This is a genomic window from Allobosea sp. 10N428 (genome assembly GCF_056394545.1).
In genome coordinates this window covers 469,541-482,677 of sequence record NZ_JBFTIC010000004.1, presented here as the reverse complement: position 1 = coordinate 482,677, position 13,137 = coordinate 469,541, and the positions used below count along the sequence as shown (strand labels likewise).

Genomic DNA, 13,137 nt, shown 5'->3' with positions numbered 1-13,137 from the left:
GATGAAGGGACCTTACAAGGCGCTCTCGACGGGCTGCAACATCCCTTTCAGCCGGCTTCGAAGACTCGCCTCGCGAGGTGGCTCCGCCAAAGCGAGGCTGCGCCCTGCAATTGGTTGGGGAACTTAAGATTTTCTTGATGCCCGGCTCCCCTGCACGCCGCGAATCTTTTTTTCGCTGGTCTCGAAAAGCCCGCCGCAGAGTCGCCGCGATTCTACGCGCTAAAATCCTTTGCCCACTAAGGTGATGATAATACAGGCCTTTTTGTGAGCGGCGGAGTCTGTTGCGGAGGTCGATTTTTCGCTCTGAAGCGCGCCTGAGAGTCAAGTCCGCAAACCCGTGGAAAGCCTGCGGAAATGGCTTGCGGGCGAGGTTTTTCTGTTCCGTCGACGCATGTGGCCGAGTCGCAACAGGAGAGGCTTTAGCCAACGAAAAAGCCCGGCCGCGAGGCCGGGCTTTTCGCCGTCGAAACAGACGGATTTTTACGCTCAGGAAGCCAGCGCGCCGATGCGGTGAGCAAGGCGGGAAACCTTGCGCGAGGCGGTGTTCTTGTGAACCACGCCCTTCTGCGCAGCGCGCATGATCTCGGGCTGAGCAGCCTTCAGGGCCTCGGCTGCGGCAGACTTGTCGCCCGAGGCGATCGCCTCCTCGACCTTGCGCAGGAAGGTGCGCATCCGCGAACGGCGGGTCTTGTTGACCTCGGTGCGGCGGGCGATCTTGCGCGTAGCCTTCTTGGCCGACGTCGTATTGGCCATCGAAACGTCCTCGTTCTCATCGCGGTTGGGCGCCTGGCATTATTGCCGGCGGGCCTGGCCGCTTCCTTGCTGGAAAAACGTGAGCGGCGGCCGAGCTTGCGCGGGCCGCCGCGAGTGGTGGGGCTATAGTCGCTTGCGACCCCGCCGTCAACGCCGGAATCGCTTTCGCCGCGCTATCCTCACGCGGAGGGCGCGATGAAGCGGGCGAAGCTCGCTAGATCGACGTTGCCGCCGCTGATGATGACGCCGACGCGCTGGCCTTCGACCGGAACCTTGCCGGTCAGCGCCGCGGCTGCGGCGAGACAGCCGGTCGGCTCGACCACGAGCTTCATCCGCTCGGCGAAGAAGCGCATGGCCTCGATGAGCTCGGCGTCGCTGACGGTGACGATGTCCTCGACCAGCGCCTGGATGATCGGGAAAGTGCGATCGCCCAGGAATGCGGTCTGCGCGCCGTCGGCGATGGTCTTCGGCACGCCGATCCTGACGATCTTGCCGGAGCGCAGCGACTGCTGGCCGTCATTGCCGGCCTCGGGCTCGACCCCGAAGATGCGGCAATTGGGATTGAGCGCCTTGGCCGCCAGGGCAGCCCCGGCGAGAAGCCCGCCGCCGCCGAGCGGCACGATCAGGATGTCGAACGGCCCGGCATCCTCGATCAGCTCCTTGGTCGCGGTGCCCTGGCCGGCGATGACGTCGGCATGGTCATAGGGCGGGATCAGCGTCAACCCGCGCTCGGTGGCGATGCGGTTGCCGATCTCCAGCCGGTCCTGGGTGTAGCGGTCGTAGCGAACGACCTCGCCGCCATAGCCCTGGGTCGCCTCGACCTTCGCCTTCGGTGCGTCTTCCGGCATGATGATGGTGGTGGGTACGCCGAGCAGCTTGCCGGCATAGGCGATGGCCTGGGCGTGGTTGCCTGAAGAGAAGGTGAGCACGCCTGCCTTCTTCCGCTCGGGGGAGAGCGCGGAAATGGCGTTGTAGCCGCCGCGGAACTTGAAGGCGCCCATGCGCTGCAGGTTCTCGGGCTTGAAGACGAGGCTCGCCCCGCTGCGCCGATTGGCCGTCGCCGAGCTCATCGCCGGGGTGTGATGCGCGACGCCCTTCAGGCGCTCGGCGGCGAGCTCGACATCGGCATAAGTCGGTAGCGTGATGCCCTCTGGGGCGGCGATGCGGGCTGCGGTGGTCATGGGTTTCGTCCTGCTGATGAAGGTGCATCGTGTCAGCAGGGCGGGGCCGGGTTCAAGTCAAAGATCGACGCCCCGGCTATGCATGGAGGTGATCGGTCGTGCGGGCCGGCGCGGCGKCGGCCGGCCCGCGCGGCGTCAGGCGTTCTTGAAGTCCGGCTTCCGCTTCTCGGCGAAGGCGGACATGCCTTCCTTCTGGTCGGCGGTGGCGAAGAGCGAGGAGAAGACGCGGCGCTCGAAGCGCAGGCCTTCCTGCAGTGTCACCTCGAAGGCGCGCTCGACCGATTCCTTCGCCATCAGCACGGAGGGCAGGGACTTCGCCGCGATCGCCTCGGCCGCCTTCAGCGTCTCGGCCATCAGATCGGCGAGCGGCACGATGCGGGCGACGAGACCGGAACGCTCGGCTTCCTCGGCATTCATCATCCGGCCGGTGAGGATGAGGTCCATCGCCTTGGCCTTGCCGACCGCCTTGGTCAGGCGCTGGGTGCCGCCGGCGCCGGGAATGACCCCGAGATTGATTTCGGGCTGACCGAACTTCGCATTGTCGGCCGCGATGATGAAGTCGCACATCATGGCGAGCTCGCAGCCGCCGCCGAGCGCGAAGCCGGCGACCGCCGCGACGATCGGCTTGCGGCGCTGGCCGATCCGGTCCCAATCCGCGAACTTGTCGTCGAGATAGGTGCCGGGGAAGGTCCGGCTCTGCATCTCCTTGATGTCGGCGCCGGCGGCGAAGGCCTTCTCGGAGCCGGTGATGATGATGCAGCCGATGCCGGCATCCTTTTCGAAGCCGTCAAGCGCCGCGTTGATCTCGCCGATGATCTGGCCGTTCAGCGCGTTCAGCGCCTGCGGTCTGTTCAGGGTGATCTGCCCGACCTTGCCCTTGGTCTCGACGAGAATGGTCTCATAAGCCATGGCGGCCTCCCCGATGATGCTGTCGTCGCAGCTTTAGCGGGCCGGCAAGGCTCAAGTCCATGCGCGTTGCGCGCATCCGCGCATTCGCACCCGGGATCAGGGGCTCGTCATGCTCGGGCTTGACCCGAGCATCTCCGGCAGAATGAGGCACCCGTGCCTTTCCGGCCTGAGATTCTCGGGTCAAGCCCGAGAATGACGAGAGGTCCTCACCGTCTTGGCTGGCAGCTCTCGCAATAGAAGGTCGAGCGGCCCGACTGCACCAGCCGCTTCACCGGATGAGCGCAGCCCGGCGTGACGCAAGCCTTGCCCTCGCGGTCATAGACCTTGAAGCGGTGCTGGAAATAGCCGAGCGAGCCGTCCGCATGGGCGAAGTCTCTGAGCGTCGAGCCGCCGGCCGCCACCGCCTCCTCCAGCACCTCGCGGATGATGCGGGCGAGTTCATGCGCCTTCTCGCGCGGCCGGCCCGTCGGCGTCGCGATCGTCCCGGCTTCCGCCTCGGGATGAAGCCCGGCGCGGAACAGCGCCTCGCAGACATAGATATTGCCGAGACCGGCGACGAGCCGCTGGTCGAGCAGCGCGGCCTTGAGCGGAGCGATCTTGCCGGCGAACAGCTTCGCCAGCGTCTCGCCGGACAATTCGTTGCCGAGCGGCTCGATGCCCATGCCCGAAAAATGCTTCGACGTTGCGAGCGCGGCCCGCGGCACGAGGTCCATGAAGCCGAAGCGACGCACGTCGTTATAAGTGATGCGCGCGCCCGTCCCCATCTCGAACACGACATGATCGTGGATCAGGTGCCGGCCGATCTCACTATAGTAGGAGCCCGGCTCGGTCGGGGGCGTGCCGGGCGCCTCGACGATGAAGCGCCCGCTCATGCCCAGATGCATGACCAGCGCCTCGCCATCGTCGAGATCGGCGATCAGGTATTTCGCCCGCCGCGACAACGCTTCGATGCGTCGGCCGGTCAGCCGCTCGGAGAAGCGGTCGGGCAACGGAAAGCGCAGATCGGGCCGGCGCTGCTCGACGCGCGCGAAGCGCTCGCCCAGCATGGCCGGCTCCAGCCCGCGCCGGACGGTTTCGACCTCGGGTAGCTCGGGCATGGGTTGAGACCTTCGTAAAGCCTGCGTCGAGACGGGCCGCGACAAGCCCGTCGCCTTTGGCTATTCATCGCCTCAGCCGAATACAAGGTCCGCCCGCAAAAGGTCCGCCCAAACGTGACAGCAGCCTCCGACACCACTCATTTCGGCTTCGAGACGGTGAAGCTCGCCGATAAGCAGGCCAAGGTCGACGACGTCTTCCACAAGGTCGCCAATCGCTACGACCTGATGAACGATTTGATGTCGGGCGGCTTGCACCGCGCCTGGAAGAGCGCGCTGCTGACCGCGATCAACCCGGCCAAGGACCGGCCTTTCCACCATCTCGACGTGGCCGGCGGCACCGGCGACGTCGCCTTTGCGGTGCTCGAGGCCGGCGGGCCGCAGACCGACGTCACCGTGCTCGACATCAACGCCGATATGCTGCGCGTCGGGCGCGAGCGGGCCGACAAGCGCTTTCCGGAGGATGATCGCGTCCGCTTCGTCCAGGGCAATGCCGAGGCGCTCGGCCTGCCGGACAACCATTTCGACTGCTATACGATCGCCTTCGGCATCCGCAACGTGCCGCGCATCGACAAGGCGCTGGCGGAGGCCTATCGCGTACTGAAGCGTGGCGGGCGTTTCCTTTGCCTCGAATTCAGCCATGTCGACGTGCCCCTGCTCGACAAGATCTACGAGACCTATTCCTTCAAGGTCATTCCGCCGATGGGCCGCATGGTCACCGGCGAGGCCGAGCCCTATCAGTACCTCGTCGAATCGATCCGCAAATTCCCGAAGCCGCAGGCCTTCGCGGGGATGATCGAGGATGCCGGCTTCCGCCGGGCCAAGTTCACGCCCATGACCGGCGGGGTCGTGGCGCTGCATTCCGGCTGGAAGCTGTGATGATCCTGCTGCCGTCATGCTCGGCCTTGTGCCGAGCATCCACGTCTTGCCACGCGAATGAAGGAAAGACGTGGATGGCCGGGACAAGCCCGACCATGACGACATGGACCCCTCCGCGGGTGAGCCGCGCATGATCTCCTCGTTCTTCCACATGTTGCGCGGCGCGCGCGTCGGTTTCGTGCTGGCGCGCGAGGGCGCGCTCTCCCTGGTCGATCCTTCCGTGCTGCCGCCCCTGGCACGTGGTCTCATCCGCCTCGGCCGACTGATCGAGCGGCGGGGCGCCGGTTCCTCGGCGACGCGGCTCGCTGCGGCCCTGACACGGCTCGGCCCGTCCTATGTCAAGTTCGGGCAGTTCCTGGCGACGCGGCCTGATGTCGTCGGCATGAAGATCGCAGAGGACTTGTCTGCCCTGCAGGACCGGATGCCAGCCTTCCCGATGGCGGAGGCGCGCGCCATCGTCGAGGCCGCGCATGGCGTCCCGTTGCAGACGCTGTTCCCGGAATTCAGCGAACCGGTCGCCGCCGCCTCAATCGCACAGGTCCATCGCGCCCGGCTGAAGGACGGGCGAGAGGTCGCGGTCAAGATCCTGCGCCCCGGCATCCGCGACCGATTCAACCGCGACCTCGCCGCGATGCGCTTCGGCGCCGAGCAGGCCGAGCGCCGCTCGGCCGAGGCGCGGCGCCTGCGCTTTACCGGGGTCGTCGAGACGCTGGCGCGCTCGGTCGCGATGGAAATGGATTTGCGGCTGGAAGCGGCCGCCCTCTCCGAATTCGCGGAGAATACCAAGGAAGACGCCGATTTTCGCGTGCCGGAGCCGGACTGGCAGCTCACCGCCCGCGAGATGCTGGTCGACGAATGGATCGAGGCGATCAGGCTCTCCGACATCGAGGCCCTGCGCGCTGCCGGCCACGATCTGCCGGAACTCGCGCGCACGATCATCCAGTCCTTCCTGAAGCATGCGATCCGCGACGGCTTCTTCCACGCCGACATGCATCCCGGAAATCTCTTCGTCGATGCGGAAGGGCGGCTCGTCGCGGTCGATGGCGGTATCATGGGCCGGCTGGGCCTGAAGGAGCGGCGCTTCCTTGCCGAGATCCTGCTCGGTTTCATCACCCGCGATTATCGCCGCGTGGCGGAGGTGCATTTCGAGGCGGGCTATGTCCCGGCCCATCACGATGTCGAGGATTTCGCTCAGGCGATCCGCGCCGTTGGCGAGCCGATCCACGACAAGCGCGCCGACCAGATTTCGATGGCCAAGGTGCTGACCCTGCTCTTCGAGATCACCGGCATGTTCGACATGGCGACCCGCACCGAGCTCGTCATGCTGCAGAAGACCATGGTGGTCGTCGAGGGTGTCGCCCGCTCGCTCGATCCGCATCTCGACATGTGGGGCACGGCCGATCCGGTCGTCCGCAGCTGGATCACCCATCATCTCGGGCCGATCGGCAAGCTGGAGGAGGCCGGGCGCGGCGCCCGCTCGCTGCTCGGTTCGCTGGCCGCGCTCCCGGACACGATCGTTCGTGCAGAGCGCGTGCTCGGCCAGTTGGAGGACGCCTCGCGCAACGGCTTTGCGCTCGACGAGCGCAGCGTCGAGGCGATCGGGCGTGCCGAGGCGCAGCGCAATCGCTGGGGCACCGCCGCGCTCTGGGTGATCGCGGCGCTGGTCGCCTATGGCGTGTTCGGCTGAGGCAGGCGCTGAATCGTCATTCTCGGGCGAAGCCTTGCTTCGACCCGAGAATCTCTCGGAGGAGAGGGCGCTTTTCCGTCACGAGATGCTCGGGTCAAGCCCGAGCATGACGCCACTTCTCACTCGCTTACCGGAACGGCGGCTCGTCGAAGCTCCGGAGCTTGCGCGAATGGATGGCGGAGCCCGCCTCCTTCAGCTTCTCCAGCGCAGCGAGCCCGATCCGCAGATGCTCGCCGACGGCGCGCTCATAGAAGGCGTTGGCGGCGCCCGGCAGCTTGATCTCGCCATGGAGCGGCTTGTCGGAGACACAGAGCAATGTGCCGTAGGGCACGCGGAGCCGATAGCCTTGCGCGGCGATGGTGCCGGATTCCATGTCGACCGCGATGGCGCGTGACAGGTTGATGCGCCGCCGTTCCTTGGTCCATTGCAGTTCCCAGTTGCGATCGTCCTGGGTCACCACGGTCCCGGTGCGCAGCCGCTGCTTCAGCCGGTCGCCCTTCTCGCCGGTAATCTCGGCGGCGGCCTGCTGCAACGCGACCTGGACCTCCGCCAGCGCCGGGATCGGAACTTCAGGAGGCACCAGCTCGTCCAGGATGTGGTCCTGCCTGAGATAGGCGTGGGCGAGGACGTAGTCGCCGATGATCTGGGTCTGGCGCAGGCCCCCGCAATGGCCGACCATCAGCCAGCAATTCGGCCTGAGCACCGCCAGATGGTCGGTGATGTTCTTCGCATTGGACGGGCCGACGCCGATATTGACCAGCGTCACACCCTCGCCGGTCTTCCGGATCAGGTGGTAGGCCGGCATCTGGAAGCGGTGCCAGGGCGCCGACATCACCCGCTCCGCCGCCGAGACGTCGAGGCCGTCGCGCCCGATGCGGATGCCGCCCGGCGCGACCAGCGCCTCGGCCGTTCCGGCTTCGATCTCGGCCAGCCCAAGCCGCACGAACTGGTCGACATAGCGGTGATAGTTCGTCAGCAGAACCCAGGGCTGCACCGCCCGCCAGTCCGTGCCGGTGTAGTGCACGAGGCGCCGCAGTGAATAATCGACCCTCACCGCGTCGAACAGGGAGAGCGGACGCGGCTCGCCTTCGATCAGCTCGTAGGTCCCGTCGGCGATCTCGTCGCCGACCAGCGCCAGCAGCGGAGTCGGGAAATGCCGTGCGAGTTCGGCGGGCGTGGTCTTCCCGCGTCCGAGCTCGTCGCCGCCTTCCAGCGCATAGGGGTAGGGGATTTCCTGCGTGCTGATGCCGGTCTCGATCGTCGCGCCGTATTCGGCGACGAGCGGCTTGAGCTGATCCAGCAGATAGGCCCGGAATTCGGCGGGCTGCGTCACCGTCGTCGAATAGATGCCGGGTGCAGCGAACTTGGCATAGCCGCGCCGCGTGGCCTCCGGGAGCTTCGACGGTTCGTAGGTCACGCGCAGCATGGGGTAGCGGTAGCGCTCCCGATCCTCCGTGGTCGGGGCCTTTCCGGTATCGAAGAAGTGCTGCAGGTCGCCGCGCAACGCCGAGCGGGCTTCGTCATAGAGCTGCTCGAGCCGGTCGATGGCGGCTTCGGGTGTCGCTGCGGTCTCGAAGCTCATGAGCGGGTCCGTCCTCCTCGTATGTCGGTTCTAGAGCATTTTCGAGCGAAGTGGACACCGGTGCGCGTGAAGAAAATGCGCCAGGGCGAAGAGCCCTGTTTGCGTGTCCTTGCTCCTGACAACAACCGGCGGTGGCTCACGACAATCTGCTTACGAAGGCGGTTGACAGGTGGGAAGGGCAGCATTACAAAACCAATCGGTTAATTAACTGATCGGTTTCATACGATGTCGACGGACCCGCTCAGCCTGACTTTTGCCGCCCTCGCCGATCCGACGCGCCGCGCCATTCTGGCCAGGCTGTCGCAAGGCGAGAGTTCGGTGAAGGAACTGGCCGAGCCCTTCGCGATGAGCCTCCCCGCGGTCTCGAAGCACCTGAAGGTGCTGGAGCGCGCGGGGCTGATCACGCGGGGGCGGGAAGCCCAGTGGCGACCCTGCCGGCTCGACCCCGGCCCCTTGCAGGACGTCTCGGAATGGCTGGAACACTACAGCCGTTTCTGGGACCAAAGCCTGGGCCGGTTGGACGAGGTTCTGCGTGAGATCAGGGCGAAACCACCCGATGAAACGAGCGTGTGACGCTCGACCATTCCCCTCAGCCTTTTTGCAGGTGACTACCATGCTCAAGACCGTTCTTCTCAGCCTGCTCGGCATCGTCGTGGTCGGGATCGCCGTCGTGCTGATCCTCGCCGCCCGCAAGCCCGACACCTTTCAGGTGACCCGCACCGCCACGATCAATGCGCCACCCGAGCGGGTCTACCCGTTGATCGCCGATTTCAAGGCCTGGGGCGCCTGGTCGCCCTGGGAGAAGAAGGACCCGGCGATGAAGCGCAGCTATGGCGGCCCCGAGACCGGCGTCGGCGCGACCTATGCCTGGGCAGGCGATAAGAACGTCGGCGAAGGCAGCATGCGCATCATGGAAGCCAATACGCCGAGCCGGGTCGCGCTCAAGCTCGATTTCGTCAAGCCGTTCGAGGCCCATAACGACGTGGCCTTCACGCTGACGCCGCAAGGTCCGGCGACGCTCGTGACCTGGACCATGACCGGTCCGACCCCGTTCGTCGGCAAGATCATGCATGTCTTCATGGACATGGATCGCATGGTCGGCGGCGATTTCGAATCCGGCCTGACGGCGATGAAGACGGCGGCCGAGCGCCCCGCCTGAGCCGCCCTCGGCAACCGCGATCAGCTGGCCGACGGCAATCAGAGAGGATCATGCGCATGATGGGTGAACCGCAGAAGGAACATGAGTGGCTTCATCAGCTCGTCGGCGCGTGGACCGCGGAGATGACATGCTCGATGGGGCCGGGCCAGCCGCCCACGACATCGACGGGAGCGGAGACCGTCCGCTCCCTCGGCGGGCTCTGGACGCTCGGCGAAGGCGAAGGCACCTGTCCGGACGGCACGCCGGTCACCAGCCTGATGACGCTTGGCTTCGACCCGGCCAAGGGCCGCTTCGTCGGCAGCTTCGTCGCCTCTATGATGACGATGGTCTGGCGCTATGACGGTGCGCTCTCGTCCGACGACAAGTCACTGGTCCTCGATACCGAAGGGCCGAGCATGGCGGGCGACGGCTCCACGGCGAAGTATCAGGATATCATCACCTTCCTGTCGCCCGATCACCGTACGCTGACCTCGCGCGCTCTCGGCGCCGACGGCCAGTGGACCGAGTTCATGGCGGCTCACTACCGCCGCATCGCCTGAACGTTTCAACATAGCGAGGAGGAAAGACGATGAAACTCTCGACCTATCTGATGTTCGAGGGCAATTGCCGCGAGGCCTTCACCCATTACGAGAAGGTACTGGGCGGCAAGATGCTGGCCATGATGGACCACAAGGGCACGCCGGCCGAGGCGCATATCGTACCCGAGTGGCACGACAAGATCATGCATGCTTGCCTCGAGGTCGACGGGCAGATGCTGATGGCGTCCGATGCGCCGCCGGATCGCTCGGACGGGCCGATGCGTTCGGTCTTCGTCAGCGTCGGCGTGAAGACCCCCGAGGAGGCCGAGCGCATCTTCGCGGGTCTCTCCGAAGGCGGCGCCAAGATCACCATGCCGATGGCCGAGACCTTCTGGTCGCCGCGCTTCGGCATGCTGGTCGATCGCTTCGGCACCAGCTGGATGGTCGGCGCCGAGCAGCCCGCCGACAAAGCGAACTGCGGCTGAGGCCACAAGCGCTCGTCATGCTCGGGCTGGGGCCGAGCATCTCCTGCCCGATGCACTTTTTCGGAACGAGATTCTCGGGTCGACCCTCGGTCGCCCGGGAATGACGGCTGCAGGCCTAGGACCGCCCGCCATCCACAGAGAGGATTTGGCCGGTGATCCAGCCGGCCTGTTCGCTCAGGAAGAACAGCGTGGCGTTGGCGATGTCCTGCGGCGTGCCGAGGCGCCTTGTGTGGATGCTCTCGACGAGGCGCTTTTGCCCTTCCGGCCCATAGCCCTGCCATTGCCGCTCGGTCGCGGGGTTCGAGCGCACGAAGCCCGGCGCCACGGAGTTCACCGTGATGCCGTGCGGGCCGAATTCCCAGGCGAGTTGCTTCGTCAGCCCCACCAGCGCGTGCTTGGCGCTGGCATAGGCCTGGATGCCGGTGAGGCTCGGCCGCAGGCCAGCGCCCGATGAGATGGTGACGATCCGGCCGTAGCCTCCCTGCTTCATCGCCGGCGCCGCCGCCTGCGCGAGGAAGAAGGCGGCATCGACATTGGCGGCGAAGATCACCCGCCAGTCTTCCTCCGAAATCTCCTCGATCGCGCGGCCGACCTGTCCGCGCACGCCGCCGGCGGCATGGACAAGAAGTTCGAGCCGGCCTTCCGTCGCCACGATGTCGCGGACCAGCGCCTGCGCGGCCTCGGGCGAGCCGAGATCGACCCCATGCCCGGTCGCGCCGATCTCCCGCGCAGCCACCAGCACGCCGCCTGTGTCGATGTCGGCGATGTGGACGCAGGCTCCGGCTTGGGCGAGCACGGCAGCGATAGCACGCCCGATGCCCTGGGCCGCGCCGGTGACGAGGGCTACGCGGCCGTCGAAGCGGATTTGCATCGGTCGATCAGCACTTTCAGCGTTTCGAAGACCATCGGGCGGCGGCCTTCCTCGATGTCGTGGATCAGCGCGACCAGTGTTTCCAGCGCGGGCGTCGCCACGCCGACCTCGCGGCCAACAGTCGCGATGATGCCGATCTGCGGATCGACCTCGGTCCTGCGCTTGCGCACGGCAAGGTCACGCCAGATGCCGGAATGGGTCTTGGCTGTCTGCGCGGTGTAGTGGGCGAGCCAGCGAATCGTCTCGATCTGTGGACCCTCCGGCCGGCCCGGAGCGAAGACCATCGGGTCGAACTCCCCGAAGCCGAGCGAGATCACGCCGCGCTTGGCCGCGACCACACCGACCTCGCGGCCGAGCGCGAGCCAGACCGGCAAGCGGGCCGGATCGGCGAAATTCGCCGACATCGAATCGTCGGTGAGCGCCGTCGCGAACAGCATCGCGCCATAGGCGAGCTTACCCCAGAGATAGCCGAAGACATTGTCGGTCAGGATCGCATCGGGCTCGAACCGCCCGAGCAGGCGATGCATCTCGGTGGCGCGCTCGCCGATCGACCCGTCCAGCTCACCGACCACGACCGCGCCACGGTTGCCGTAGAGAATCTCGCCCGGCCCGAGCCAGTCGGCTCCGAAATTGACGAAGCAGCCCATGGTGCGCCGTTCGCCGACGGCCCTGGCGATGGCGAGTTCGTTGAGCCCGTTCTGGGCGGAGAGCACGAAGCCGTCCTCGGCCAGATGTGGCTTGAGCGCCGCGAGCGCCGCTTCGGTCGCGCCCGCCTTCACGGCGAGCACGATGCGGCTGTAGCGGCCGTCGAGCTCAGCCGGCGTCGCGGCGGGCACCACCTGCGTGAATTCCTCGACCGGTCCCGAGATGGCGAGGCCGCGCGTGCGACAGGCTTCGACGTGCTCGGTCACGATATCGACGAGCAGCACAGGCACCCCCGCCCGCGCCCAATAGGCGCCGAGCGTGCCGCCGATGGCTCCCGCACCCCAGATCAGGATAGGCTCGCTCATCGGTGCTGTCTCACGCCTGGCCGGCCATCTCGACGCTGCCGTGGGTGGCGACATGAAGCAGGCCGTCGGCCGTCACCCAGCCGCGATACATACCGTCGGTGTTGAAGGGAGCGACGACCGTGCCATCCGCGCCGACTGCTACGAGCCCGGCCCCAATCTTGTGCTCGGAGAGCTCCGCCATGACGGCCTGCGTCGCGGCCTCCAGCGAAAGGCCCTTATAGGCGATCAGCGATGCGATCTCATGGCCGACGCAGTAGCGGATGAAATACTCGCCCTTGCCGGTGCCGGAGACGGCGCAGCGCCCGTCGCGGGCATAGGTGCCGGCGCCGATGATCGGGGTGTCGCCGACGCGGCCGGCCGGTTTGTTGGTGTAGCCGCCGGTCGAGGTCGCGGCGGCGAGATGGCCCTGCACGTCGCAGGCGACGGCGCCGACCGTGCCGTGCTTCTCGGCCTCGCTCGCCTCGGCGGCGGTGCCGACGATCTCCCGGATCTTCATCGAGGCTAGGCTTTTGCGCCGACGCTCAGTCGAGAAATGCTCGTTGTCGACAGTGTCGACCCCCTCATTCTCGGCGAAAGCGTCGGCGGCCGGGCCCGCGAGCAGCAGCGGGTCGCCGCGCAGCATCAGCGCCTTAGCGGCGGTAATCGGGTTGCGGATGCGCTGGGCTGCGCAGATCGCGCCGGCCGCCAGTGTCGATCCATCCATGATCGAGGCATCGAGCTCGTGCTCGCCATCGGTGTTGAAGGCCGCGCCATGGCCGGCGTTGAAATGCGGCGAATCCTCCATCACCCGCACGGCGGCCTCGACGGCATCCACCGCCTTGCCACCCTTGGTCAGGATCGTCCAGCCGGCCCTTAGCGCGGCGGCGAGGTCGGCGCGGGCCTGCGCCCATTCGGCCTCGGTCATCTCGGCCTTGGGCAACGTGCCGCAGCCGCCATGGATGGCAAGCGCGAGGGTCATGTCGATTTCCTGTCAGGTAACTGAAGCGGTCTGGTCGAGCGGCGTCATGGC

Annotated in this window: 14 protein-coding genes; 6 read left to right on the top strand and 8 right to left on the bottom strand. The window is 66.5% G+C overall.

From position 1 onward, the window contains the following. Positions 1 to 486: 486 nt before the first annotated feature. The 4 genes from rpsT to mutM all read right to left on the bottom strand — a co-directional run bounded on the left by rpsT (position 487) and on the right by mutM (position 3,940). Positions 487 to 753 carry a 30S ribosomal protein S20 gene (gene rpsT, locus AC1DDA_RS16280; RefSeq protein WP_149131629.1) on the bottom strand — a complete coding sequence of 89 codons (267 nt, stop codon included), beginning with the start codon at positions 751 to 753 and terminating at the stop codon, positions 487 to 489. A gap of 179 nt (positions 754 to 932) precedes the next feature. Further along, positions 933 to 1,934, bottom strand: a complete 1,002-nt coding sequence (locus AC1DDA_RS16275; RefSeq protein WP_476780030.1) for a threo-3-hydroxy-L-aspartate ammonia-lyase — start codon at positions 1,932 to 1,934, stop codon at positions 933 to 935. A 135-nt stretch (positions 1,935 to 2,069) separates the two neighbouring features. Beyond that, positions 2,070 to 2,843: an enoyl-CoA hydratase gene (locus tag AC1DDA_RS16270; protein WP_476796527.1), complete on the bottom strand. Its 774-nt coding sequence runs from the start codon at positions 2,841 to 2,843 to the stop codon at positions 2,070 to 2,072. 206 nt (positions 2,844 to 3,049) lie between these two features. Then, the gene (gene mutM / locus AC1DDA_RS16265; RefSeq protein ID WP_476796526.1) at positions 3,050 to 3,940 is read right to left on the bottom strand and encodes a bifunctional DNA-formamidopyrimidine glycosylase/DNA-(apurinic or apyrimidinic site) lyase; all 891 of its coding nucleotides are present in this window, start codon (positions 3,938 to 3,940) and stop codon (positions 3,050 to 3,052) included. 114 nt (positions 3,941 to 4,054) lie between these two features. Between mutM and ubiE the strand changes: the two genes are divergently transcribed. Beyond that, the gene (gene ubiE / locus AC1DDA_RS16260; protein ID WP_476796525.1) at positions 4,055 to 4,816 is read left to right on the top strand and encodes a bifunctional demethylmenaquinone methyltransferase/2-methoxy-6-polyprenyl-1,4-benzoquinol methylase UbiE; all 762 of its coding nucleotides are present in this window, start codon (positions 4,055 to 4,057) and stop codon (positions 4,814 to 4,816) included. Positions 4,817 to 4,946: 130 nt separating this feature from the next. Next, positions 4,947 to 6,503, top strand: a complete 1,557-nt coding sequence (gene ubiB / locus AC1DDA_RS16255) for a 2-polyprenylphenol 6-hydroxylase (protein ID WP_441509855.1) — start codon at positions 4,947 to 4,949, stop codon at positions 6,501 to 6,503. Positions 6,504 to 6,630: 127 nt separating this feature from the next. Here ubiB and AC1DDA_RS16250 read toward each other — a convergent pair whose 3' ends face one another. After that, positions 6,631 to 8,085 carry an AMP nucleosidase gene (locus AC1DDA_RS16250; RefSeq protein WP_441509854.1) on the bottom strand — a complete coding sequence of 485 codons (1,455 nt, stop codon included), beginning with the start codon at positions 8,083 to 8,085 and terminating at the stop codon, positions 6,631 to 6,633. A 225-nt stretch (positions 8,086 to 8,310) separates the two neighbouring features. On the opposite strand from AC1DDA_RS16250, the gene AC1DDA_RS16245 reads away from it, so the two are divergent. Genes AC1DDA_RS16245 through AC1DDA_RS16230 form a run of 4 tightly spaced genes read left to right on the top strand, consistent with a single transcriptional unit; the run spans position 8,311 to position 10,247 of the window. Further along, positions 8,311 to 8,658 carry an ArsR/SmtB family transcription factor gene (locus AC1DDA_RS16245; RefSeq protein WP_441510114.1) on the top strand — a complete coding sequence of 116 codons (348 nt, stop codon included), beginning with the start codon at positions 8,311 to 8,313 and terminating at the stop codon, positions 8,656 to 8,658. Positions 8,659 to 8,698: 40 nt separating this feature from the next. After that, positions 8,699 to 9,244 (top strand): SRPBCC family protein, encoded by a 546-nt coding sequence (locus AC1DDA_RS16240; RefSeq protein WP_476796524.1) that lies wholly within the window; start codon positions 8,699 to 8,701, stop codon positions 9,242 to 9,244. A gap of 56 nt (positions 9,245 to 9,300) precedes the next feature. After that, a complete protein-coding gene (locus tag AC1DDA_RS16235; RefSeq protein ID WP_476796523.1) occupies positions 9,301 to 9,783 on the top strand; it encodes a DUF1579 domain-containing protein in 483 nt (160 codons plus the stop codon). 29 nt (positions 9,784 to 9,812) lie between these two features. Next, positions 9,813 to 10,247 carry a VOC family protein gene (locus AC1DDA_RS16230; protein WP_476796522.1) on the top strand — a complete coding sequence of 145 codons (435 nt, stop codon included), beginning with the start codon at positions 9,813 to 9,815 and terminating at the stop codon, positions 10,245 to 10,247. Positions 10,248 to 10,362: 115 nt separating this feature from the next. Here the strand turns inward: AC1DDA_RS16230 and AC1DDA_RS16225 are convergent, their stop codons facing one another. From AC1DDA_RS16225 to AC1DDA_RS16215, 3 genes are read right to left on the bottom strand one after another with little or no spacing between them, the layout of a single operon-like run. Further along, positions 10,363 to 11,118, bottom strand: a complete 756-nt coding sequence (locus AC1DDA_RS16225; RefSeq protein WP_476796521.1) for an SDR family NAD(P)-dependent oxidoreductase — start codon at positions 11,116 to 11,118, stop codon at positions 10,363 to 10,365. Next, positions 11,091 to 12,128: a ketopantoate reductase family protein gene (locus AC1DDA_RS16220; protein WP_476796520.1), complete on the bottom strand. Its 1,038-nt coding sequence runs from the start codon at positions 12,126 to 12,128 to the stop codon at positions 11,091 to 11,093. Before AC1DDA_RS16220 ends, AC1DDA_RS16225 begins: the two co-directional genes overlap by 28 nt. Before the next feature lie 10 nt (positions 12,129 to 12,138). After that, positions 12,139 to 13,086 carry an isoaspartyl peptidase/L-asparaginase family protein gene (locus AC1DDA_RS16215; RefSeq protein ID WP_476796519.1) on the bottom strand — a complete coding sequence of 316 codons (948 nt, stop codon included), beginning with the start codon at positions 13,084 to 13,086 and terminating at the stop codon, positions 12,139 to 12,141. Between the last annotated feature and the right edge of the window lie 51 nt (positions 13,087 to 13,137).

Bases quoted from the DNA above. Each gene is read 5' to 3' on its own strand.
- rpsT (WP_149131629.1), bottom strand. From the start codon at position 753: ATGGCCAATACGACGTCGGCCAAGAAGGCTACGCGCAAGATCGCCCGC.
- AC1DDA_RS16275 (WP_476780030.1), bottom strand. From the start codon at position 1,934: ATGACCACCGCAGCCCGCATCGCCGCCCCAGAGGGCATCACGCTACCG.
- AC1DDA_RS16270 (WP_476796527.1), bottom strand. From the start codon at position 2,843: ATGGCTTATGAGACCATTCTCGTCGAGACCAAGGGCAAGGTCGGGCAG.
- mutM (WP_476796526.1), bottom strand. From the start codon at position 3,940: ATGCCCGAGCTACCCGAGGTCGAAACCGTCCGGCGCGGGCTGGAGCCG.
- ubiB (WP_441509855.1), top strand. From the start codon at position 4,947: ATGATCTCCTCGTTCTTCCACATGTTGCGCGGCGCGCGCGTCGGTTTC.
- AC1DDA_RS16250 (WP_441509854.1), bottom strand. From the start codon at position 8,085: ATGAGCTTCGAGACCGCAGCGACACCCGAAGCCGCCATCGACCGGCTC.
- AC1DDA_RS16245 (WP_441510114.1), top strand. From the start codon at position 8,311: ATGTCGACGGACCCGCTCAGCCTGACTTTTGCCGCCCTCGCCGATCCG.
- AC1DDA_RS16240 (WP_476796524.1), top strand. From the start codon at position 8,699: ATGCTCAAGACCGTTCTTCTCAGCCTGCTCGGCATCGTCGTGGTCGGG.
- AC1DDA_RS16235 (WP_476796523.1), top strand. From the start codon at position 9,301: ATGATGGGTGAACCGCAGAAGGAACATGAGTGGCTTCATCAGCTCGTC.
- AC1DDA_RS16230 (WP_476796522.1), top strand. From the start codon at position 9,813: ATGAAACTCTCGACCTATCTGATGTTCGAGGGCAATTGCCGCGAGGCC.
- AC1DDA_RS16225 (WP_476796521.1), bottom strand. From the start codon at position 11,118: ATGCAAATCCGCTTCGACGGCCGCGTAGCCCTCGTCACCGGCGCGGCC.
- AC1DDA_RS16220 (WP_476796520.1), bottom strand. From the start codon at position 12,128: ATGAGCGAGCCTATCCTGATCTGGGGTGCGGGAGCCATCGGCGGCACG.
- AC1DDA_RS16215 (WP_476796519.1), bottom strand. From the start codon at position 13,086: ATGACCCTCGCGCTTGCCATCCATGGCGGCTGCGGCACGTTGCCCAAG.